General features: G+C 44.2%; 11 protein-coding genes. All 11 read left to right on the plus strand.

All coding sequences use genetic code 11. The features are described 5' to 3' along the window. Positions 1–11: 11 nt before the first annotated feature. Positions 12–2,828, plus strand: a complete 2,817-nt coding sequence (locus BGK61_RS10025) for a TonB-dependent receptor (protein WP_014998327.1) — start codon at positions 12–14, stop codon at positions 2,826–2,828. A gap of 130 nt (positions 2,829–2,958) precedes the next feature. Next, entirely contained in the window at positions 2,959–4,482 is a 1,524-nt protein-coding gene (locus BGK61_RS10030) for a tryptophan halogenase family protein (protein ID WP_076011511.1), read from the plus strand. A gap of 284 nt (positions 4,483–4,766) precedes the next feature. After that, positions 4,767–7,817, plus strand: a complete 3,051-nt coding sequence (locus BGK61_RS10035) for a TonB-dependent receptor (RefSeq protein ID WP_076011512.1) — start codon at positions 4,767–4,769, stop codon at positions 7,815–7,817. Between the two features lie 83 nt (positions 7,818–7,900). Next, entirely contained in the window at positions 7,901–12,232 is a 4,332-nt protein-coding gene (locus BGK61_RS10040) for an alpha-1,6-glucosidase domain-containing protein (RefSeq protein ID WP_076011518.1), read from the plus strand. 164 nt (positions 12,233–12,396) lie between these two features. After that, positions 12,397–13,257: a patatin-like phospholipase family protein gene (locus tag BGK61_RS10045; protein WP_076011513.1), complete on the plus strand. Its 861-nt coding sequence runs from the start codon at positions 12,397–12,399 to the stop codon at positions 13,255–13,257. Between the two features lie 746 nt (positions 13,258–14,003). Next, on the plus strand, positions 14,004–14,513 hold the full coding sequence (locus tag BGK61_RS10050; RefSeq protein ID WP_076011514.1) for an RNA methyltransferase: 510 nt from the start codon (positions 14,004–14,006) through the stop codon (positions 14,511–14,513). Between the two features lie 85 nt (positions 14,514–14,598). Then, positions 14,599–15,504, plus strand: coding sequence for a PEP-CTERM/exosortase system-associated acyltransferase (locus BGK61_RS10055; RefSeq protein WP_014998333.1), 906 nt, complete (start codon positions 14,599–14,601; stop codon positions 15,502–15,504). Between the two features lie 126 nt (positions 15,505–15,630). Then, positions 15,631–17,583 carry an alpha-amylase family glycosyl hydrolase gene (locus BGK61_RS10060; RefSeq protein WP_076011515.1) on the plus strand — a complete coding sequence of 651 codons (1,953 nt, stop codon included), beginning with the start codon at positions 15,631–15,633 and terminating at the stop codon, positions 17,581–17,583. Positions 17,584–17,740: 157 nt separating this feature from the next. Then, positions 17,741–19,687 carry a glycoside hydrolase family 13 protein gene (locus BGK61_RS10065; protein ID WP_076011516.1) on the plus strand — a complete coding sequence of 649 codons (1,947 nt, stop codon included), beginning with the start codon at positions 17,741–17,743 and terminating at the stop codon, positions 19,685–19,687. 38 nt (positions 19,688–19,725) lie between these two features. Beyond that, positions 19,726–21,207: an MFS transporter gene (locus tag BGK61_RS10070; protein WP_014998336.1), complete on the plus strand. Its 1,482-nt coding sequence runs from the start codon at positions 19,726–19,728 to the stop codon at positions 21,205–21,207. A 1-nt stretch (position 21,208) separates the two neighbouring features. Continuing rightward, positions 21,209–22,906 carry an alpha-amylase family glycosyl hydrolase gene (locus BGK61_RS10075; protein WP_076011517.1) on the plus strand — a complete coding sequence of 566 codons (1,698 nt, stop codon included), beginning with the start codon at positions 21,209–21,211 and terminating at the stop codon, positions 22,904–22,906. Positions 22,907–22,959 lie beyond the last annotated feature (53 nt).

Below are 22,959 nucleotides of genomic sequence, written 5' to 3' on the forward strand. Positions count from 1 at the left end.
ACACCCGTTTTATGAAACAATTTAAACCCAACCTAATTAAAGCTGCGCTTATTTCAGGCGGTATGGCGTTTGGTAGTGCACCAGCGTTTGCGCAAGATGCAAACACTGATGCTGTTGATGAAGCAAACCTTGAAGTAATTCAGGTTAGCGGTATTCGCGGAAGCCTTCAGCGTGCTCAAGCGATCAAGATGGATAACACTTCAATCGTTGAAGCGCTATCAGCAGAAGATATTGGTAAGCTTCCAGATACTAGTATTGCAGAATCAATAGCACGTCTTCCTGGTGTTACTGGTGAACGTCGTAACGGTCGTACCAGTGGTATCTCTGTTCGTGGTTTTAACGAAAACTATGTAGGAACGTCTTTAAACGGTCGTGAACTTCTAGGTATGGGCGACAACCGCGGGGTTGAGTTTGACCTTTACCCAACGGAAATCATTTCTAACATTCTGGTATATAAAACGCCAGAAGCGGGTATGACTACTCAAAACATCGGTGGTTCAATTGACCTTCAAACGGTTAAGCCTCTAACGGCAGAAAGCACGTTTACTGTAAACGGCACGTTCGAGAAAAATGCCGAAGACTCTCCAAACCCTGATTTTGACAACGACGGTCACCGTATATCTGTTAACTTTGTAGACCAGTTCGCCAACGACACAATTGGTCTAGCTTTGACAGTTGCAAGCATGGAATCTCCTCGTCAAGAACAACACTTCCGTGGCTGGGGTTATGCAGGTGTAAACCTTGATAATGAACGTCGCGACCTTGACTCTGTAGAAGTACCAGAAGGTACGGTAGTCCTAGGTGGTCACGACTCATTCCAACGTTCAGCTATGCTAGAGCGTGATTCAATCGCCGCAGTAGTTGAATGGGCGCCAACTGATAAACTTAATATCCAACTTGATGCGCTTTATATCGATTTCGTAGAAGACGACGTTCGTCGTGGTCTTGAAGAAGGCGGTGCAGAGTGGGGTACAAGTGCTTACACTATTACAGGTGTAGAGAACGGTTTAGTTACTAGTGGTTATTCTGACGGTTTCTATAGCGTTGTACGTAACGATGCACGTCGTCAAGAAGCAGACCTCACTACTGTAGGTATTAATGCTGAATACCAAATCAATGACTCTTGGACACTAGAACTTGATTACTCTACAGGTAAAGTAGAAAAAGAAATCATTGATGTAGAAAGTTATTCTGGTGTCGGTCGTGCTGGTACTGAAGGTCGTCCAATTACCGCACGTAGCTGGGAAATGACTTCTTCTGGCGTAATGTTCTCGGATCATCCAACAATTGCTCCAGTTGACCTAACCGACCCAACGCTTATCAGCCTTGCAGGTCCGCAAGCATGGGGCGCACGTCCTTTACTAGAGTCTGATGCACAAGATGGCTTTGTAAACCAACCGCTTTTCGAAGAAGAGCTTGATACGCTTCGCTTAGATGTTAAAGGTTTTGTGGATTGGGGTGTAGTTACCGGCCTTTCAGCGGGTGTCGTATATTCAGATCGTTCAAAATCTAAAGACAACAACGGTGCATACTTAACTGCTCCGGCATACCCTGGTGATGCTGCAATACCAGACGTTCTAGGTGTAACAAACCTTAACTTTATCGGTATTGATGGCGTTCTAGCATATGATTCTCTAGGTCTTTATGAGAGCGGTTATTATATTGAAAGCGATGCAAGCCGTGTGCAGAACGACCGTTTAGGTGATACTTACACTGTAGATGAAGAACTACTTACGCTTTACACTAAACTAGACCTAGAGATGGAAATTGGTGATATCTGGGTTCGCGGTAACGTAGGTCTTCAGGTTGTTAGTGCAGACCAACAGTCAACAGGTTTCTCTGCAACATCAGACCGTGAAGGTTACACCATTGCCAACCCGGTAACAGGTGGTGCAGATTACACAGACGTACTTCCAACGCTTAACCTTTCAGCTGAAGTTGCTGAGGGACAATTCGTACGTTTGGGTTTGAGCAAGGTTATTTCTCGTCCGCGTATGGATGATATGCGTCCTAATACTCAGGTTACGTTCTCATTCAACGACAACCAAATCACTAGCCCAGACATCGAAAATGGTCCATGGGGCGGTAGCGCTGGCAACCCTGAACTTCGCCCACTAGAAGCAAACCAGTTTGACCTTGCTTATGAGAACTATTTTGCAGATACGGGTTACTTCGCTGTGTCATTCTTCTACAAAGACATCAAGAACTGGCATCGTAGCACGTCTATTGTAGCGGACTTCACAGAGTTCTACATTCCAGAACTTCACCAAGGTTCTGAAGGTCAAGCGCCTGTGCTGTTCACAGGACAAGTTAGCAGCGTACTAGATGGATTTGAAGGTTTTGTTCGCGGTTACGAACTTCAAGGTTCATTACCATTTGACATGATCCACGATTCACTTGAAGGCTTTGGCTTGTTTGCAAGTGCAACCTTTATGGACGGCGAAGTTGATGCGGCGCCTGGTCAGTCTGAAACCCGTATCCCAGGCCTTTCTGAAGAGTCATACAGCATGACATTCTTCTATGAAAATGCAGGATTCGAGTTCCGTTTGGCTGCTACAAAGCGTGACCCTTACCTAACTGAAGAGCGTGGTGTTAGCTTAGCGTTAGTTGATGCAACTAAACAGGGCGGTACGCTTGTTGATGCGCAAATTGGTTACGATTTCAGCGAGTCTGGTATTGAATATCTAGAAGGTTTACGCGTTACACTTCAAGCTCAAAACCTGACTGATGAAGATGATATTCAAGCTTCTGCAGCTGATTCTCGTCAAATCACCCAGTTCCAAACTTACGGAACTAACTACTTGCTAGGATTCAACTACAAGTTCTAATTACTTCGTGTGTGTAAAGCCACCTGCTGCTTTTTGTTTTAGCCTGTGCTAAAAGAGAGAGCAAATGGTGGCTTTTCTTTTTGTGTAAAAGCGATCCCTTGAAATTTTAGGTACGAGTTGCGAGAAGTTTATGCAGAATCCTCAAAATAAACCGATTAAGCGAGTAGTCATTGCCGGAGGTGGAACGGCAGGTTGGTTAGCTGCATCACTAATGAAAAAGGTGCTAGGCAAGGCCGTTGATATCACTTTGGTTGAATCTGAAGCGATTGGTACAGTAGGGGTTGGTGAAGCGACTATTCCCCCAATTAGGCTGGTTAACCAAGTGCTAGGTATCGATGAAGCACAGTTCATTCATGATACCAAGGCGACAATTAAACTTGCGATACGGTTCGAAAACTGGAAAACAAAGGGACAAAGCTACTACCACACCTTCGGTGCTCCAGGTAAAAGCATGGCGTTTTGTCATTTCCATCACTATTGGGTAAAAGCCCGCCAACAAGGATTAACTCACGACCTTTGGGACTTTGACCTAAATTTTCACGCGGCAGAAGCGGGTCGGTTTGCGCAGATAAATGCTAAAGACCCTGTTGTCGAGTTGCCATTTGCTTATCATTTTGACGCTAGCTTGTATGCACAGTATTTACGTAAACTGAGTGAAAACATGGGGGTTGTACGTAAAGAAGGCAAAATAGCACGAGTTCAACGTTGTTCAGACAGTGGCTTTATTCAATCGCTACATCTGGAAAGTGGCGAAGAGATTAAGGGAGACTTGTTTGTCGATTGCACAGGCTTTAAGGGGTTACTGATAGAGGGAGCGCTAGGCGCTGGTTATGATGATTGGTCCCACTTGCTGCCTTGTGATAGCGCTCTTGCTGTTCCGTCCGAACGACATGAAAAAACCGCACCTTACACGCGCTCTATTGCACACGATGCGGGTTGGCAGTGGCGAATACCTCTACAGCACAGGAACGGTAACGGTCACGTGTACAGCTCGCGCTATATCAGTGATGATCAAGCCTGTGAGACCTTGTTGTCAAACTTAGATACCAAACCACTAGGCGACCCTAAGCTGATTAAGTTTACTACGGGCAGAAGACGTAAGCAGTGGTATAAAAATGTAGTCGCAGTAGGTTTATCAAGTGGGTTCTTAGAGCCCCTCGAATCCACCAGTATTCACCTTATCCAATCTGCAATCGTTCGCTTGATTCAATTGTTTCCGCACAATGGTTTTGCCCCAACGCTGGAATCTGAGTACAACAAGCAGTCTGAATTAGAATTTGAACAAATTAGAGATTTTCTTGTTTTGCACTACAACGTAAACGAGAGAACCGACAGTGCTTTTTTCAATGATATGCGAAATATCACATTGCCTGATTCTCTTGCACACAAGATTGAATTGTTCAAAGAAAGCGGTAATTTGCTACGCGAACAAAATGACTTGTTCCTTGAGAGTTCATGGCTACAGGTTATGTACGGGCAGGGTATTATGCCAATGGATTATCACGGATTAGTAAACAGTGTTCCTGACTCACAATTAAATCAAATGTTAATGAGATTGTTGGAAATTAAAAAAGAGCCAATCACTAAACTTCCAACCCATGATGAATATATTAACGGTATGGTTGCAAAGTATAAGCGTTCAATGAATTTATAAATTCAGCGAGTTACGGATCTATACCGCATTTCTATAGATATGATAATCACAATTTGAAAAAGCAGCCATTTGGCTGCTTTTTTGTTTTTGTTGGTTATTTGTTGCTATTTAGATTGGTTTTGCTCCCTAATTTAAAAATATGTTGCATACATGTAAATGAATACGTATGCATAGCATTGCTCCCTTTTTATACAAAACAGTAGTATTTGGTGTTGAACCATAAGAGGCATTTTTGGGTGTGGTAGTCCTAAAAGTGTCGATAATAAACAAGGAATGGGACACCAATGAAAACATTCAAACCCAGCACCATCATGGCGGCCTTGATAAGTAGTGGGGTTGCCTTCAGCGCACTTCCACTCTATGCCCAAGAGTCTCCAGACACCTCAGTAGACGAAGTTGAACGGCCACAGGAAGATACCCTGGAACGTATTGAAGTACGTGGTTTCAGTACCAGCTTAATCCAATCATTAAACCAGAAGCGTTTCTCTGATACGGTTTCTGAACAAATATCCGCAGATGATCTAGGCGGGCTTCCAGATGTATCTATGGCAGATGCACTGACGCGCTTGCCGGGTATTTCAGCAGTACGTACCGGCGGCCAAGCCGCACAAATTAATATTCGTGGTTTGTCTGGCGACTTCGTGTTTTCTACATTAAACGGTAGAGAGCAAGTTTCTACAAGTGGTAGCCGCGCTATTGAGTTTGATCAATATCCGTCTGAACTTATCAGTGAAGCTGCGGTTTATAAATCACCCAAGGCATCGCTTATTGAAGGCGGTATCGCTGGTACGGTAGAGCTAAAAACAGCATCGCCTCTCGCTATTGAAGAGCAACACAAGTTCAGCGCGAACATGCGTGGAATGTACAATGACCGTGCGTCAGAGATAAGTGACGCTACAGAATACGGCCATAGGCTGAGCTTCTCTTATCAAGGAAAATTCCTTGATGATACGCTTGGTGTTTCATTAGGTTATGCTCGTCTATTTCAGCCGAGTGTTTCTACTCAGTTCATTGGTTTAGCTTACAACGGGCAAGTCGATGTAGATGGACTAGAGGGTGATACTGACGGCCCTTCAGAATGTCCCAATTGTGAACTCATTTCAGAAGGTTTTGAAATGCAGCACAAGGGCGGGGAAGAGACTCGCGATGGATACGTCGCTGCATTTGAATGGGCGCCTATCGATACGTTCACACTAAAAGCTGATGCATTTGTCTCAAAATTTGATTCAGAAGCGTTTGCTCGTGGTTTTCGAGTTAAGTTAGGCGGCATTAATGCTGGGATCACAAATCCAGTTGTGGTTAACAACAGCGTAATTGGCGGTACGTTTTCTAGAACCGATAGCAGCTTTACCCGTGTTGAGTTGGTAAACGACGATAACCAAGACTTTGATAGCGTTACCAACTTAGGTGTTAATGCAAGCTGGGAGATTTCATCCGATTTGGCGGTACAGTTTGACGTATCACGTTCAAGTGCTGAAAGTGACTTCAGAAACGGCTTACTGTGGTCGCTTGTTGGCGAAGACGCAACAGCAGCGAACCCAGTCTTCGATGAAAACGTTCAAATATCTTATTTGCTTAATGGCCTAAACCTGCCCGATATTGGTTTTAACCAAACTGATGCATTTACCGATTTGGACCGTGTGATGGTCAGTAAATACGGTATCTATCCTTATGAAAACAAAGACGAGCTAGACGCCTATCGTGTAGATTTTCAATATTATGTCGATGCACCCATTATTTCAGGGTTTGAGTTTGGTTATCGTTACTCTGACCGAGAGTACAATAATGACCGCTCTGTATTTGAGTACGGAAATGACAGTGCATTTTCGGTAAGCGAGCCACCGCTGCGCTTAACTTCAGACATGGTTGAGCAGGTAAATTGGAGTGGTGATTTTGATTACTTCCCTAGTTATCTATCTGTTGATCTGGACAGTGCACTAAATGCATGGTTCCCGGGTGGCAGACCACAGCCAGTTCAAACGTGGGGTCCAGGCGCCGCAGGTGTAATCAATGGCCCTGGTACAGGACCTGCTACAGCGTGGACGTTGCAAGAAAGCGGCGATGTTTTTGAAACTGTAAATTCAGCTTACTTAATGGCTACCATTAATACGGAAATAGGTAGTATTCCGATAACAGGTAATATCGGTGTACGTTACGTTAAAAGTAAGCAAAGCTCGACTACGCTACAGCGCGCTACACAATTAATTGAAGACTTGGAGACGGGCACATCGGTTGAAGTTAGTGACCCAACTGCAGGCGCACAAAACATTACTGACGACGTTGGGTTAATCAACAACTTCTATCGCCCAGCTTTAATAAGTCACGAATATTCTGACGTTTTGCCTTCAATAAACCTCAACTTTAAACTTACAGATGACACACAACTTCGTGTAGCAGCTGCAAAGGTTATGGGTAGAGCGCCTATCAATCGCTTTGCCGCAAATGCATCTACTACTATTGAAACGGTTACCGCCTTCCAAGACAGAGATTCTGGGGAAATTACTCTTTCTAATCCGACAGCACGAGTTAGCGGTAATGCGCGTAACAGCCCTTACTTAGAGCCTTTCTACGCAACGCAATATGATGTTTCATGGGAATATTATTTCTCAGATACGGAAGGTGCACTTGTAGTAGCAGGTTTTTACAAGGACATTGAGTCATTTGTAGAAGACATCGAAATTGAACCTTACGATTTTGAAGCTAACGGTATTGTTATTCCTGACAACGTAAGCGTACCGGTTTACTTGACGCCAGAGTTTGCCGGTCAAGAAGCTGAGCTAGCTCTGGATGATAACGGCGACCCTATCTTCATTACTGTACCTACAGAAAATGGTAGCTATAGCACAGCGGTTAATAACGCTGAAGGCGGATATATTCGCGGTCTTGAAGTCGCTTACACGCAAATTTACAGCATGCTACCTGGTATGTGGTCGGGATTAGGCGTAAGCGCAAGTTACTCTTACACCGAAAGTGAAATTCAGCGCACACTGGGCGACGGTGTTTATGCTGCTAATTTACCGGGGCTTTCTGAAAACGTGGCAACACTAACCGTTTTCTGGGAATACGAAGGCTTCGAAACCCGATTGTCTAGCCGTTACCGCGACGCGTTTGTATCGCAACAGGTAGCAGTAAACGACCAAGTAGTTAACTTTGATGAAGAGTTGGTAATAGATTACCAAGCGTCTTATGAAATTAACGAAAATTGGAGTGTACTGTTCCAAGTTAACAACTTAACTGACGAGCCTACAAAGAGCTATTTCGCATCAGAAGAACAAACCGGCACCATTCAATACTTCGGCACGCAATATTACCTAGGGATGACTTACCAACTATGAGACACAGCATCTTAGGCTATCTATTTAGCGACTTTAAAAAATATTCGGTTGCCGAACAAAGCGAAGATATTCAGGAGAATTCTATGTTTACTAAAAAAAGAGTAGTGCGCGCAGCGTTGCTCATAGTAGGCGCTTATACACTAGCTGGTTGTGGAGGCTCGGGCGTTGAGTCGGGCACAAATGACCTGTTAACCTGTGAGGTTCCTAACGTGCCTAACGCAGCAGGTACAGCTTGTGAACCACCACCACCCATTCAATGCGATGCGCCGCTTGTCCCTAATGAAGCAAATGACGCATGTGAGGCTGGTGCAGATCCTAATTTACCTGCTCCAGTATTCACCCCCTCAGCTAATCAAGCTGTGTTGTACTATAACCGTGCGGCAGTGGATGCGGATAATTCAAGCAACGATGCGGCTTATGAAGGCTGGAGACTACATACTTGGAACAATGATGCATGTGATGCTTATGCCGATGCAGACACGGATTGGGCAAACGGGCGTATTCACAGCGGCATCGATCCAAACTACGGTGCATATTGGATTTTAGAGCTCAAAGAAGGGTACGGTAGCTGTCATAACTTTATCATTCACAAAGGCACCGATGACGCCGGTAAAGAAATGGGGGGCGGTGATTTCAAAGGTTCGCTGGTACAAGACGATGAAACCTTTGTACGCATGAACTTTACCCTTTCTGGTGAGCCAACAATATTTGAGTTCCCCATAATGTCGCTTGGTCCTCAGCCTGTGGATATAGAGGGCTTTGGTGCACATTGGTTAGACGCCAACACCATTTTATGGGACGTACCTGAAACGGTTTCAGAGGTAAAGCTTCACTATTCAGCGCAGGCTGATTTAGAGAGCACACTTGATGAGGGGATCAACGGTACTCAAGTAACCTTAATGAGTACAACGCTTACCGAGGAGCAATCTACCCGCGCGCCGCATTTATCTTCTATGCAAGCATGGGAAGGTGACTGGTCGGTAGAAGATTCCAAAACGGTATTGACGACACAAGCGGTTGTTGGCGGATATGATGCTGACGGGACGCTAGTAGCAGCAACAGGTATCCAATTAGCAAATGCTATTGATGCCCTGTACACCTTGGGGGAAGACGATGCTGACGAAGCTCAACTTGGTGGAATCTACACTGACGCAGGTATAACTGCTGCACTGTGGGCACCTACTGCTTCAAATGTTGACCTTTTACTTTATAACGACAACAAGACATTAAACCAACGTATTGAAATGGTTCGTGACGATACCTCAGGTGTTTGGCGCCATGAAGGTGATATGTCGCTTGACCGTCAGCTTTACCGTTATGAAGTTACTGTTTATCACCCGATAACGGGCAAAGTAGAGACACTGCTTGTAACAGACCCATATTCTGTATCACTAAGCACAAACGGCCGTTTCTCGCGCTTTGTAAATCTAGCGGATGATGATTTAAAACCTGAAGGGTGGGATTCTCACACCATCCCTACGGTTGAAAATTACGAAGACGCAGTTATTTACGAAGGTCACATTCGTGATTTCAGTGTGCGTGATATGTCGACTTCTGAAGAAAATCGAGGTAAATACCTTGCCTTCACGGAAGAAGGCACAGCGCCGGTCGAACACCTTAAAAAGCTAGTTGAGGCAGGGCTTACCTACTTCCATATCCTTCCAGCGAATGACATCGCAACCATTGACGAAGACCCTACTAAGACCGTTGATTTGTACGATACGGTAGGCAAATTGTGTCGCTTAAACAGCGGTGCGGCAGTGTGTGAAGAAGAAAGCGCAAACGCACTGCTAATCGATGTTTACAATTCTTATGATCCACTATCTGAAGCGGGCAAGGCACAACAGCTTACTAATGATTTGCGGAATCTAGATACGTTCAACTGGGGCTATGACCCTCATCATTTCAACGCGCCGGAAGGAAGTTATGCGTCAAGTGCAGAAGGTGTTGAACGCATAGTAGAAATGCGCGCAATGATCCAGGCGCTTCACGAGATGGGACTTCGTGTTGCATTAGACGTTGTATACAACCACACCAATGCATCGGGTGTTTTCAACAAGTCAGTTTTAGACAAAGCGGTACCGGGCTACTATCACCGTTACGAAGTGGATACTGGTGCGATTGTTCGTGAAACATGCTGTGATGACACCGAACCTCGTAATGTCATGATGGAAAAATTCATGAAAGACTCACTGCTTATGTGGACTGAACACTATAAGTATGACTCTTTCCGTTTCGATATTATGAGCCAAGCCACAAAAGACACCATGGTGCGCTTGCGTGATGCTGTTCATTCTATTGACGAAGACAATTACTTTTATGGGGAAGGTTGGACCAAAATAGACCGTGGTTACGAGCAGGCAAGTCAGCTGAATATGGCCGGTACAGAGATTGGTACCTATAACGACCGTATTCGTGAGGCTATTCGTCAGGGCGCTATTTTCAGACCAGAAGACGAAGGGTTATTAAGTGCTCAAGACCGTGTGAAAATGGGCATGATAGGCACGTTGAAAGACTATGTGTTAGAAACGTCTTCAGGCAGTGCTGGTGCAACGAGTAACTTGGGTGGCTATGCTGAAGACCCAGCAGATATCATTAACTACGTGTCAAAGCATGATAATGAAACACTATGGGATCAGTTAAACTATACGCTTCCGCAAGATATCACCCTAGAGCAGCGGGTTCGTGCACAAAACGTAGCTATGGGTATCAACCTTGTATCTCAAGGCATCCCATTCCTACAGATGGGCGGCGACATGCTTCGCTCCAAATCAATGGATAGAAACACTTATGATGCCGGAGATTGGTTTAACTATGTGGATTTCACTTACGAGACCAATAACTGGAATGTAGGCTTACCGCTAGCACAGGACAATGAAGCCCGTTGGGAAGAAATGGGTGAGTTTATTTATAGTCCGAACCGCGCTGCGTCGATGGCAGATATCATGTTTGCCTCAGACGTGTTTGCAGAGTTGCTAAACATTCGTATGACAAGTCCATTGTTTAGATTGACCACCGCTGAAGACATTATCGATCGAATTGGTTTCCACAATATCGGTGAGCGCCAGCAGCGAGGCCTTATTGCGATGAGCATTGATGACGGCGTATCGGAAAACAGCGATGAGTCTCGTCAAGACCTAGACATGATGAATGATGCGATTATGGTGCTAGTGAATACGGGATATGAAGAGAAGTCTATCACCGTCAACACTGCAACGGGCTTTTCGCTCCATGCCACACAAATGAATTCAGTTGATGCCAAGGTACGCGGCGCTACCTTTGTTGAGGGTGAAGACGGTAACGGTACCTTTACCGTTCCTGCGCTTACCATTGCCGTGTTTGTTAAACCACAATCTGGCGCCCAAGGTTATGGTCTTTCAGCGTTTGCTACGTCCGGTGCGCCTGATGTTGTCCCTTACGGTGACACCGTTGCTTACCTTCGTGGAGACATGAATGGTTGGTCTACTAATGACGCGTTTACGTATCAGGGTGATGGTAAATACACGGTTACTGCTGTGCTAGAAGGCGGTGTAACCTATGGGTTTAAGTTCGCGTCTGAAGATTGGAGTACGGTAAACTTTGGTGCTGCAGATGGTGAAGACGGGGCGGTAATTGCGGGTGAAGAAAAGGTACTTGCACGCACTAATACGAACTTGTCCTTTACACCTACCATCAGTGCTACCTATCTGTTTACCGTCGATGCTACTGACAGTGAAGCACCAATCTTAACGGTAGAAAATGAAGAGCCCTATGTTGGCACACCGGTGTATCTTCGTGGTGCAATGAACGGTTGGGGTACAGATGAGGAGTTCGCGTATCAAGGCGGGCGCATTTACACTTTCGCTCGTGATATTGAGCCTGGTACTTACGAGTTTAAAGTGGCTTCTGAAGATTGGAGTACCGTGAACTTTGGTGCATTCTCAGCAGATGACGCGGATCGAAACCTGGCTCCGGGTCAAACTCTAGGTCTCGCTGCAACTAACGATAACCTCATTTTGAACATTGAAACTGCAGACCGCTATGTGTTTGTTTTCAACGTGACTGATTTAGGTGCGCCTACTATTGGTGTATTTAAAGAAGCGTTTTGGGGAGACACTCAAGTCTATATCCGTGGCGGTATGAACGGATGGGGTGCGGTAGATATGTTTGAATATCAAGGAGAAGGTGTTTACACCGCTGACATCGAGTTGAGTGCAGGTAGCATTGAATTTAAGGTCGCCTCTGAAGACTGGTCGACGGTAAACCTGGGTAATCCTAATGACGCAGCAAGTAATGTTGTTATTCCAGGTGAGCCTAAAATATTAGGTGCGAGTAACAACAACCTTATGATTGAAGTTTCTGAGTCAGGGCTTTATGAATTTATGGTGTCTGGACCTGATGGTAATGCGCCTACTTTAACGCTGACGAAAAAGTAAATTCGGCAGGCCTTTAATAGGCCAATTAACAAGAGCCGATAATTTAAAAGCCGCGTCTAGTACGCGGTTTTTTTGTATTTGGCACATCTCTTGATTCTCTGTAATATGAACCTAATTTAAGTGGTCATACCAGAATGGTTGAGTTAATTCAAAAGGAGATGAATATGAAACGTGCACTTGTTGTCGAGGGGGGCGCAATGCGTGGAATATTTGCAGCAGGCGTGCTAGATAAATTCATGGAACATGATTACCACTCGTTCGATTTCGCGATCGGGGTTTCTGCGGGCGCAACCAATCTATCGACTTATGTTTCAAAAATGCATGGTCTGAGCAAAACCATTATTACGCAATATGCCACAAAGCGTGAGTTTTTCAGTCCTATTCGATTTATTAAAGGCGGACATATGACTGATGTCCACTGGCTATGGCACCACTGTAAAGAAGCAATGAATATTCCTTCCCCAGGAGAAAAGGGCAGTATGCCGCTATATGTAGGTATAACTAACGCAGAGTCTGGTGAGTGCGAATATGTAAAGGCTACGAAACATAATGTAGACGATTTAATGGTAGCCTCGTGTGCGCTACCAACAGCTTATAGAGATGAGATTTCGATAAACGGTACACGATATTTAGATGGGGGCGTTGCAGACGCGATTCCTGCTATCCAAGCGTATAGAATGGGTGCACGGGACATTACGGTTATTCTTTCACAGCCATTGGGTTTTACCAAGCCAGAGGTGAAGTCTGTGTGGCTAATGCAAAAAATGTATGGGAATCAGCCGGCAATACTGAAAAAAATGCTACAACGTGCTGCTATCTATAACGAAACGCTAAACTTTCTTAAAAATCCCCCTGAGGATTGTAACATCAGAGTAATAGCACCTGATGAGGCCTTTTGCGTTAAACGATTGACGATGGATAAGAAGAAGTTGTTGCGCGGTTATGGTCAGGGGAGGCGGATGGCACGTCGCTACCTCAAGCTTACCGATCAAATTAACAGTAGAGAGAAGCGAAAGACGGCATAGTAACCTTTTTTATGTCGACGAGTCTCATACCCTGTATGTAATTCGCAACAAACGACAAAAATTGCTGGGTTTTTTGCCCGGCTTTTTTTTTGAGCTAAAAAACCACATCCAATTCAATGCGTTAATCTGTTTCAAATTGGCAACACTAAGTTTCTAAAACACATAATTAAGCGGAAAAATGGTCTGTAAAATGTGCTTTTTAGCTCATCAAAGACACAGAAAGTGAAGTCGTGAAATTGTTTACGAACAAATGAACTCACTAATTCTGTATTCCCAAAAAAAATCTAAATGTCTAACGTTGTGAAAATCATAGTATTTTCCGAACGGGCTAGTTGTGAAACGTGTAAACATTGCACTAACGTGCAATATTTTCATGAATCTGGTCTGCATCTTGCTGAACAGAGGAAAACTAAATCTATTATCTTTAAGCTCGCTGGATAGTTAATAGCGACTGGTTAAGCACGTTACAGTACAAAATAGAGATCATTCCTTAAGAATGGCGAAGTGTACCGTTCACATGTTTAAACTTATAAAAGAAATAGAAAATAAAATAAGCCAACGTTTCTAACACCGAAAGTCGCAAAAAGTAATAAAAATACGTCTATATGTCGTGCTTTTCACGATGTTTGTTGCTTTTTGTCGGAATGTTTATTAATACTTAAGGTTAGTTTTCGCTAACGTGTATAGAAGCACTTAGAATAACGTGGCAATATCGAATTCTAATAGATAAAAATGCTAATAAAAACGTGCAAATAGCGAATCAGAAAATTTCAATTGGGTTGGTAAACCCTAAAAACCCAGTAAACGTTGCTTCTATATTGCGTGCTGCAGGCTGCTATGGCGTGGCCAGTGTTTTCTACACTGGGCAACGCTATCGATTTGCCAAAGACTTCAACGCAGATACAAAAGCATTCCATAAAGTCATTCCGACAATTGGGGTTGATAGTTTACGAGAAGTTGTTCCAGAAGGTGCATCTGTGGTTGCGGTTGAGTTAGTTGAAGGCGCAACTCCACTACCTTTGTTTGAGCATCCGGATAATGCATTTTATTTGTTAGGCCCGGAAGATGGGAGTATTGGCGAAGACATCCTGTCTTGGTGCGATCATGTCGTCTACGTACCTACCTATGCATGTATGAATTTGGCAGCAACCGCTAACGTGTTGCTCTATGACCGTTTATCAAAGTCTGATTATGTAAGTGGTGACGCGCTTATCAGACAAAGCAGAGATACGAATAATAAATCCAAAATTAACTAGTAAGTTCAAATAAGGCTGTCGTTGCGAACAGGAAGTTACCCACAAGCCTAAAAATAAATTAAATCAGGGGAGCTTTGCGTTGAATATGAGAACAATGAACGCAGTTCGGGCGTTTAATGGCGCCGTGTCTAACAGTTTAAACCGACTACCAATCAACTTTTCAAAAGTGCTTCCTAGTCGACTCTCACTTGAAGAAAGCATTTCTAACTTCTTCTTTAGCCGTTACGAACTTGTGATTGCTAACGAAGAAAGCGAAAAGCAAGTAAGCTACAAAACTCGACACAAAGTGTATTGTGAAGAGATGAACTTCGAGCAAAAAAACGCTGCCGCGTTGGAAAAGGATAGGTTTGACGATAGAGCAATAAACTGCTTTATCAAACATCTACCGACAGGGGAATGTGCGGGGACGATCAGGTTAGTTCTGCCAACCGAAGCTGGTCTTGCGCTTCCACTTGAAGAGAAATGTGCAGAGGTGATTAATGATGACTCGTTACTCCCCTCTAATTTATCGCCTCAAAGTGTCTGCGAAATTTCACGTTTAGCAATACCCAGAGAATTCAGAGTACGCCAGTTTCGCTCTAAAATATTACCTTCTCAAACGCTGGACAAAATCAAACAGAAGAAGAGTGTTCCATTCAACTTGGAGCAATTTCCATACCTTTCAATAGCGCTGTATTTGATGGCAACTAGCGTATGTCTTCACCTTAATGTCAAGCACGCATACGTTTTGATGGAGCCGAAATTAGCACGTAGGATGAAGGCTTTTGGTATCAATTTTAATTCGGTAGGTGAGGCTATTGAGTTCAACGGTAAGCGAGTTCCTTATCGAGTTTCTCCTAATGTTTTAATTTCAGAATTGGCAAAGCCTCTAAGAGGTTTTCACCAAAAGATCCACTCTGAACTTCACAGTGCTCTAAATTCAATTAGCGATGTGGCCATGCCAACGATTCAGCCTTCTCAGAAACCGTTGCGCGTAGCCAGGGCTGCATAGCGCTTTATTTGTTATTAATGATAGTGCGCCGCCCCAATGGGCGGCTTTTTTATGTCTGAATACGTATGCATGTTTTTTAACATCCGGTTAACGCGTATCCTGTCAGCATAATTCACGTTTTTAACAATGATTACCATGTCAAATTTTCAATTCCGTTTTTCTCTTAAACCTTTGTCTGTTGCTATGCTTTCAATGGGGTTAACAGCGTGTTCAGGGCCATCAACACCGGTGAGCAATAAAAATACAGCAGGAAAAGAGGCGAGTCATACAGTGCTTAGTCAGAGCAGCGGTTCGTCAACCGTAAGTGATTCGGCTGAAAGACAAGGGAAACCAGTGGTTTATCAGGTATTCACCCGTCTTTTTGGAAATGCTAATTCAAATAATAAGCCTTGGGGCACAATTGAGCAGAATGGCGTGGGTAAATTTAGCGATTTTACTCCTACGGCACTCGAGGCTATTAAATCTTTGGGCACAAGCCACATTTGGTATACGGGTGTGCCACACCATGCCGTTATCAACGATTACACTGATTACGGTATTTCAAACGATGATCCAGATGTAGTTAAAGGGCGAGCGGGCTCTCCCTATGCAGTGAAAGATTACTATAACGTAAACCCAGACCTTGCTGATGACCCTGCAAAACGACTTGAAGAGTTCGAAGCGTTGATAGCTAGAACTCACGCTGCGGGAATGAAAGTAATTATCGATATCGTGCCTAATCATGTTGCCCGTGACTACCATTCGCTTTCTGCGCCTGAAGGCGTAAGCGATTTCGGCGCGCAAGACGACACGTCTGTTGAGTACGCCCGTGATAATAATTTCTACTATGTAGTGGGTGAAGCGTTTCAAGTGCCTACAGCTGAAAACTATCAACCTTTGGGGGGCGAAGCTCACCCTTTAGCAGATGGTAAGTTTGATGAATTTCCAGCAAAGTGGACGGGCAATGGCGCAAGAGCCGCGAAGCCTGATATAAACGATTGGTATGAAACGGTAAAAGTGAATTATGGTGTTAAACCAGATGGTTCTTATGATTTTCCAATTTTACCTGAAGAGTACAGCGACACAAGCGTCGAAGAGCATGCCGCCTTTTGGGAAGGCAAGGACGTTCCTGATTCGTGGTACAAATTCAGAGATATTGCTCATTATTGGATTGATAAAGGCGTTGACGGTTTCCGTTACGATATGGCTGAAATGGTTCCGGTAGAATTTTGGTCATTTCTAAATAGCAGTATTAAACAAAAAGCGCCAGATGCATTCTTGTTAGCGGAAGTCTATCAGCCAGATAAATATCGTGCGTATATAAACAAGGGTAAAATGGACTACCTCTACGATAAGGTGGGCTTTTACGACACATTAAAAACTATCATGCAGGGTAATGGAGACGTTAGCCAACTGGTTGCTACTCATAATGAAATCAGTGATATCGCCCCGCATATGCTTCATTTCTTAGAAAATCACGATGAGCAACGTATCGCCAGCCCTGACTTCGCCGGTAGCGCCCAAAAAGGCAAGCCAGCGTTAGCAGTAAGTGCGCTTATCAGCAGTTCGCCTACGCTGTTGTATTTTGGTCAAGATGTGGGCGAAGACGGTAGCGAAGAGACAGGTTTCGGAGACCCGACGCGTACGTCAATTTTCGATTATGTAGGCGTACCTGCCCATCAGCGTTTTATGAACGAAGGTAAATTTGATGCAGGGAAATCTACCGAAGAAGAAAAAGAACTCCACAATTTCTACAAGGACATTATGGCAATTGCTGCCACTAATCCAGCCATTACAGGTAAATACCAAAGCCTTCACGCGCTGAATCTTGATGTGACAGACTCGGCCTACAGTGAGCATCAGTTTGCTTTCATTCGTGCTAAAGAAGACCATGGCTTTGTGGTAGTGGCTAACTTCAGTGATAAGCCTACTGGACTGGTGAAACTAACCGTACCTTCTGAGGTTTTAGGGGATGATGACGAGAATATCACGCTGAAACCTCTGTTATCTCATGAAGCCTTAGCATTGGAAAAAGATGGCGTTAACTACAAAGCGTCGTTTTCAATGGAAGGGCTCGAAACTAAAGTGTTCGCCTTTTAAGCCTCTTTTTACATTAAAACTGTTAGTTAACGCGAAACACCATGTTTTTTTACATGGTGTTTCGTGAATACGTATGCAGAGCATTGGTCAGATAGACCGGGCAAGGTAGTATCTCACCACCATCTTGTACTTAACGTATTTTTAACATGGGGTTGAAGTGCTTAAACGTAACAGTGTAACTAATGCCGGTAGCCAAATAAAAACATTCAAGCAACAGTGCGCGACTCCGCTGCTTATCGGCTGTATCACAACATTCCCAGTGTTTTCAGTTCAGTCTTCAATAAACAACGGCATTGAAGTTTACCCGCCCAATTGGTGGGTTGGTATGCAAAATAGTAACGTTGAATTGATGGTTTATGGCGATGATGTTGCTGATGATACTGTTTCAATAGCGAAAGGCGATGTAATTATTAAACATAGCCAAGCCCTTGATAGTGAAAATTATCTTTTTATAACGCTAGATACCTCAAAGGCAAGTGCACAAGAGTTAGTTATAAAGCTTACTGACAGCGATGGTTCAATTCGCGATTTCTCTTATGTGTTGAAGGAAAGAGAACAAGGCTCAGCATCACGAGAAGGCTTCGGGCCTGCCGATGCTATTTATCTTATCGCACCCGACCGATTTGCCAACGGCAATAAAGAAAATGATAACGTCGAGGGTTATGGCGACCCTGCAGACCGCTCGTTTAAGGGGGGGCGCCACGGTGGCGACATTCAAGGTATCGTAGATAACCTAGACTACATAAGGAATATGGGTTTTACCCAAATTTGGACTATGCCCATGCTTGAAAATGCCATGGACAGGTATAGCTACCATGGTTATTCCACAACGGACTACTACAAAATAGACCCTAGGTTTGGTTCCAACGAAGAATTTATCGCGTTAAGCGCTAAAGCTAAATCCAAGGGTGTCGGTATTATAATGGATATGGTACTCAACCATATTGGCAGTAACCATTTATGGATGAAAGATACGCCTTCACACGACTGGATTAATAATAACGGAAAGTTTGTAGGAACGACCCATAAGCGAGAAGCGCTACATGACCCACACGCAATAAATAGTGATATTAAAGGGTTTAGCGACGGTTGGTTCGTGCCAACCATGCCTGATTTAAATCAGCGCAATCCGCATCTAGCGAACTACCTTATTCAAAATGCGATTTGGTGGGTTGAAAGCGCTGGGCTTAGCGGTATACGTGTGGATACTTACTCTTATCCCGATAAGGCGTTTCTGAGCCAATGGACAAACCGCATAATGGATGAGTACCCGAATTTCAATATAGTAGGGGAAGAGTGGTCAGTTAATCCTGCAATCACGGCATATTGGCAGGCGGGTAGCCACCGTCACGATGATTACGATAGCGCATTACCATCGATTATGGACTTCCCGCTTCAAACAGCTGTAGTTAAAGCCTTGAGTAGCGACGAAAGTTGGAATTCTGGTTTTATTTCCGTATATGAAACCTTAGCCACTGACTTCCTGTATGGCGACCCTAATAATCTAGTGATCTTTCCTGATAATCACGACATGAGCCGTATCTTTACTCAACTTGGTCACAATAAAGACAAGTGGAACATGGCAATGACGCTATTACTCACCACGCGCGGTATTCCGCAAGTCTTTTATGGAACAGAAATTTTGATGAGCAATGAAGGCAGTGACGACCATGGTATTATTCGCTCTGACTTTCCAGGCGGGTGGCCTTCCGATAGTGATAAAAATGCGTTTACAGGTCATGGCTTAACGGACGACGAACGTTGGGCACAGCAGCGTATAAAAGCATTACTTCAATTGCGTCAATCGCATCCTTCACAGTTTAAAGGCCTGCTTAAGCATTATGCGCCGGAAAATGGGGTTTATACCTATATTCGTGAAACCGATAAGAGTGAAGTAGGCACTGCCGCAAAGGCAAATACTACGCAGACTGATAAAATCATGGTTATTTTAAACAAAAAGGCTGTCAAACTGTCTTTGAGCAAGTATGCAGAGGTATTGAGTAACAATCAGACATTAACGCGACTGAGCGATGGAAAGTCTTTTAAGGCGTCGGAAACCTTGAACTTACCTGCAATGTCAGCCAGCGTCTTCATCGTTCAATAATCGTATTAACTATAGTAAAACAATAAATAGAGCAAAATATGCAAGCAACTCAACCACGCCTTTCTTTCTGGCAAATCTGGAACGTCAGCTTTGGCTTCCTAGGTGTTCAATTTGGCTTTGCACTGCAAAACGCAAACGTAAGCCGTATCCTATCTGACTTAGGGGCAGATCTACACTCGTTATCTCTATTTTGGCTTGTTGCGCCAATCATGGGGTTAATCGTTCAGCCAATTGTTGGTTCAGCATCTGACAGAACGTGGAATCGATTAGGTCGCCGTCGTCCGTTTATTCTCGCCGGTGCCATAGCTGCGGTACTGGGCATGATCTTACTGCCTAATGCTCCCATTTTTGTCGCGTTTTTAGCTCCTATGATTATGGGGGCATTAATGGTTGCACTGATGGATGCGTCGTTTAACGTATGTTTTCAGCCGTTTCGTTCATTGGTGTCTGACATGGTACCTCCGTCACAACGTAACGTGGGTTATTCTATTCAGTCGCTACTCATTAATATCGGCGCGGTGATAGGCTCTATTCTACCATTTGTATTAACCAACGTTATCGGCCTTGAGAATACGGCACAAATGGGTGAAGTTGCACCTTCTGTCGTGTGGGCGTTCTACATCGGCGCTACCGTACTGTTGGGGACAGTTATTTGGACGGTTATTCGCACTAAAGAATATGCGCCAGAAGAATACAATCGCTATAAAGGGCTTACCGAAGAAGTACAAACAGCTGTCAAAGCGCCAAAAGCACCGCTTGGACAACGCTTAAGTGAGTTTTTCACTTTAGTTAAAGATATGCCAAAAACAATGAAACAGTTGGCTGTTGTTCAGTTTTTTTCTTGGTTTGCGCTCTTCATCATGTGGGTGTATACCACACCTGCGATTACGCAGCACATTTGGAACGTTGACAAGCAGTGGTTTGACCCAGCTTATATTGCAGCAGCGCCCATGGTGCCTGAAACCATCATTATGGCTAAAGGTGCCGCTGGTGACTGGGTTGGAATCCTATTCGCTGCATACTCGGTGTTCGCCGCTATTTTCTCTATTTTCTTAGCAAAACTTGCTGATAAGTTTGGTCGCAAAATTGTATACGCTTCGTCTCTAGCACTAGGTGGCCTTAGCTATGTGAGCTTTTTGCTGTTCCAAGACCTGACAATGGTAAATGTAAACCTATTGATTACTGAAGTAACGGTACCACTGGGCGCAGTGAAGCTGTTAATTCCTATGATAGGTGTAGGTATTGCGTGGGCCGCTATTCTTGCTATGCCTTACGCGATGTTAGCCGGAGCGCTACCTGCAAATAAAACCGGCGTTTACATGGGTATCTTCAACTTTACCGTTGCTGCGCCACAAATTGTGTCTGGACTAACGGCGGGTTGGATCTTAAGTAGCGTATTCGATAACGACGCAAAATACATCATCGTTGTTGCTGGTATTTCTATGTTAATTGGCGCGGTGTCAGTGTTTTTCGTAAAAGAAACCGACAAGCAAGAACTTGAAGTTGCGCAGGGAGCTTAATATGTCATTCAATCGAACAACAATTGCTTTAACTTTAGCCGGTCTTTTTTGTTCAGCTTGCTCGAGTACATCCGTACCTTCATCTGACCGCAAACAACAGAATAGCAACGCTATCGTAGGAACTAGCACACCATTTGCCAGCGAAGCTGTGTACTTTGTTGTAACAGACCGTTTTGTAGACGGCGACCCTTCGAACAATCATGTAGATCAAGGCGGAGAACATCCTACGTGGCAACTTCCCCTTGAAGGCCCAGAAGGCAAAAAAGCTTATGTGGGATACATGGGCGGAGATTTACAGGGTATCTTAAATAACGCCAATTATATTAAAGAAATGGGCTTCACCGCGGTATGGATGACGCCGGTGCACGATAACCCTGACTATGCTTTTAACGGCGATGAACCCATTACCTATGGTGGCGCATTTAAAGACGGCGGTAAAACTGGTTATCACGGCTACTGGGCTACAAACTTCTATAAAGCTGACGAGCATTTGGTTAGCGACAATTTAAGCGTAAGTGATTATACGGCGAAAATGCGTCAACACGGACTTAAATCAGTGTTTGATATTGTGGCAAATCACGGCACACCAAGCTTCACCATGGAAAAGGATTTACCCGGCTACGGCGAAATTTATGATATGGATGGCAACCTGGTTGCTGACCATCAAAATTTAGCGCCTGAAGACTTAGACCCTGAAAACAACCCGCTACATAGCTTTTTCCATAATTATCCGGATTTAGTAAAGCTTTCTAACCTCGATGATGAAAATCCAGCTGTGCGCGATTACCTCATCAACAGCTATTTGTATTGGATTTCTCAAGGAGCTGATGCATTTAGAATAGATACGATCAGGCATGTGCCTCATGCTTTTTGGCGTGAAGCGTCGGATCGCATACGCGCACAAAATCCAGACTTTTTTATGTTTGGCGAAGCATTTGACTACGAAGCTAACAATATTGCACAACATACGTTACCGAAAAATGGGGGCGTTAGCGTATTAGACTTCCCTATGCAAAAGGCCATGGTTAACGTATTTGAAAAGCCACTAGAAAGTGATTTTGCTGACTTACAGAAGGTGCTTCACCTTACACACGGCCCATATAGTAATCCGTATGAATTAACTACGTTTTACGATAACCACGATATGGCGCGAATTAATGCCACTGATGAAGGCTTTATCAATGCGCATAACTGGCTATTTACAGTGAGAGGCATTCCGGTAGTTTACATGGGCTCTGAAATTGGCTTTATGCGGGGCACGGCGGAACATGCAGGTAACCGTAATTATGTAGGTCAAGAGCGACTAGACCAAGCGAAAACCCATCCTATTCAGCAGGCGCTAACAAAAATTGCCAATGTGCGTAAAAACACCGTAGCGTTACAACGCGGCGTTCAAGTTAATCTTGAACTTAACGGTCATCGTGCGGCGTTTTATCGTGTTGTTGATACTAAAGACGCGAAGCAGACTGCACTCGTATTACTTAACAAAGGTAATGTGGCAGAGTCGTTTGATGTTAACGACTTTATGCAATCGGGCGAGTGGAAAGAGCAATTATCTGGTAAAACGCAAACCGTAAAACAAGGGGATGCGTTAACCGCTACGGTTGAGCCAAATGGCGTTCAGGTGTGGGTGCGTGAAGGAAAAGTAAGTAACAGTGAGATACTTGCTCAAATTAAATATCAGTTGGCGCGTCAATAGAACGTTATGGGGTAAACCCACATTGCTAAAAAGCCCCGAGCGTGAACCACTCG

This window comes from Alteromonas abrolhosensis, from assembly GCF_001953635.1.
GTDB classification, from domain to species: Bacteria; Pseudomonadota; Gammaproteobacteria; order Enterobacterales; family Alteromonadaceae; genus Alteromonas; species Alteromonas abrolhosensis.

Coding starts and splice junctions, on each gene's coding strand:
- BGK61_RS10025 (WP_014998327.1), top strand. CDS start 12: ATGAAACAATTTAAACCCAACCTAATTAAAGCTGCGCTTATTTCAGGC.
- BGK61_RS10030 (WP_076011511.1), top strand. CDS start 2,959: ATGCAGAATCCTCAAAATAAACCGATTAAGCGAGTAGTCATTGCCGGA.
- BGK61_RS10035 (WP_076011512.1), top strand. CDS start 4,767: ATGAAAACATTCAAACCCAGCACCATCATGGCGGCCTTGATAAGTAGT.
- BGK61_RS10040 (WP_076011518.1), top strand. CDS start 7,901: ATGTTTACTAAAAAAAGAGTAGTGCGCGCAGCGTTGCTCATAGTAGGC.
- BGK61_RS10045 (WP_076011513.1), top strand. CDS start 12,397: ATGAAACGTGCACTTGTTGTCGAGGGGGGCGCAATGCGTGGAATATTT.
- BGK61_RS10055 (WP_014998333.1), top strand. CDS start 14,599: ATGAGAACAATGAACGCAGTTCGGGCGTTTAATGGCGCCGTGTCTAAC.
- BGK61_RS10060 (WP_076011515.1), top strand. CDS start 15,631: ATGATTACCATGTCAAATTTTCAATTCCGTTTTTCTCTTAAACCTTTG.
- BGK61_RS10070 (WP_014998336.1), top strand. CDS start 19,726: ATGCAAGCAACTCAACCACGCCTTTCTTTCTGGCAAATCTGGAACGTC.
- BGK61_RS10075 (WP_076011517.1), top strand. CDS start 21,209: ATGTCATTCAATCGAACAACAATTGCTTTAACTTTAGCCGGTCTTTTT.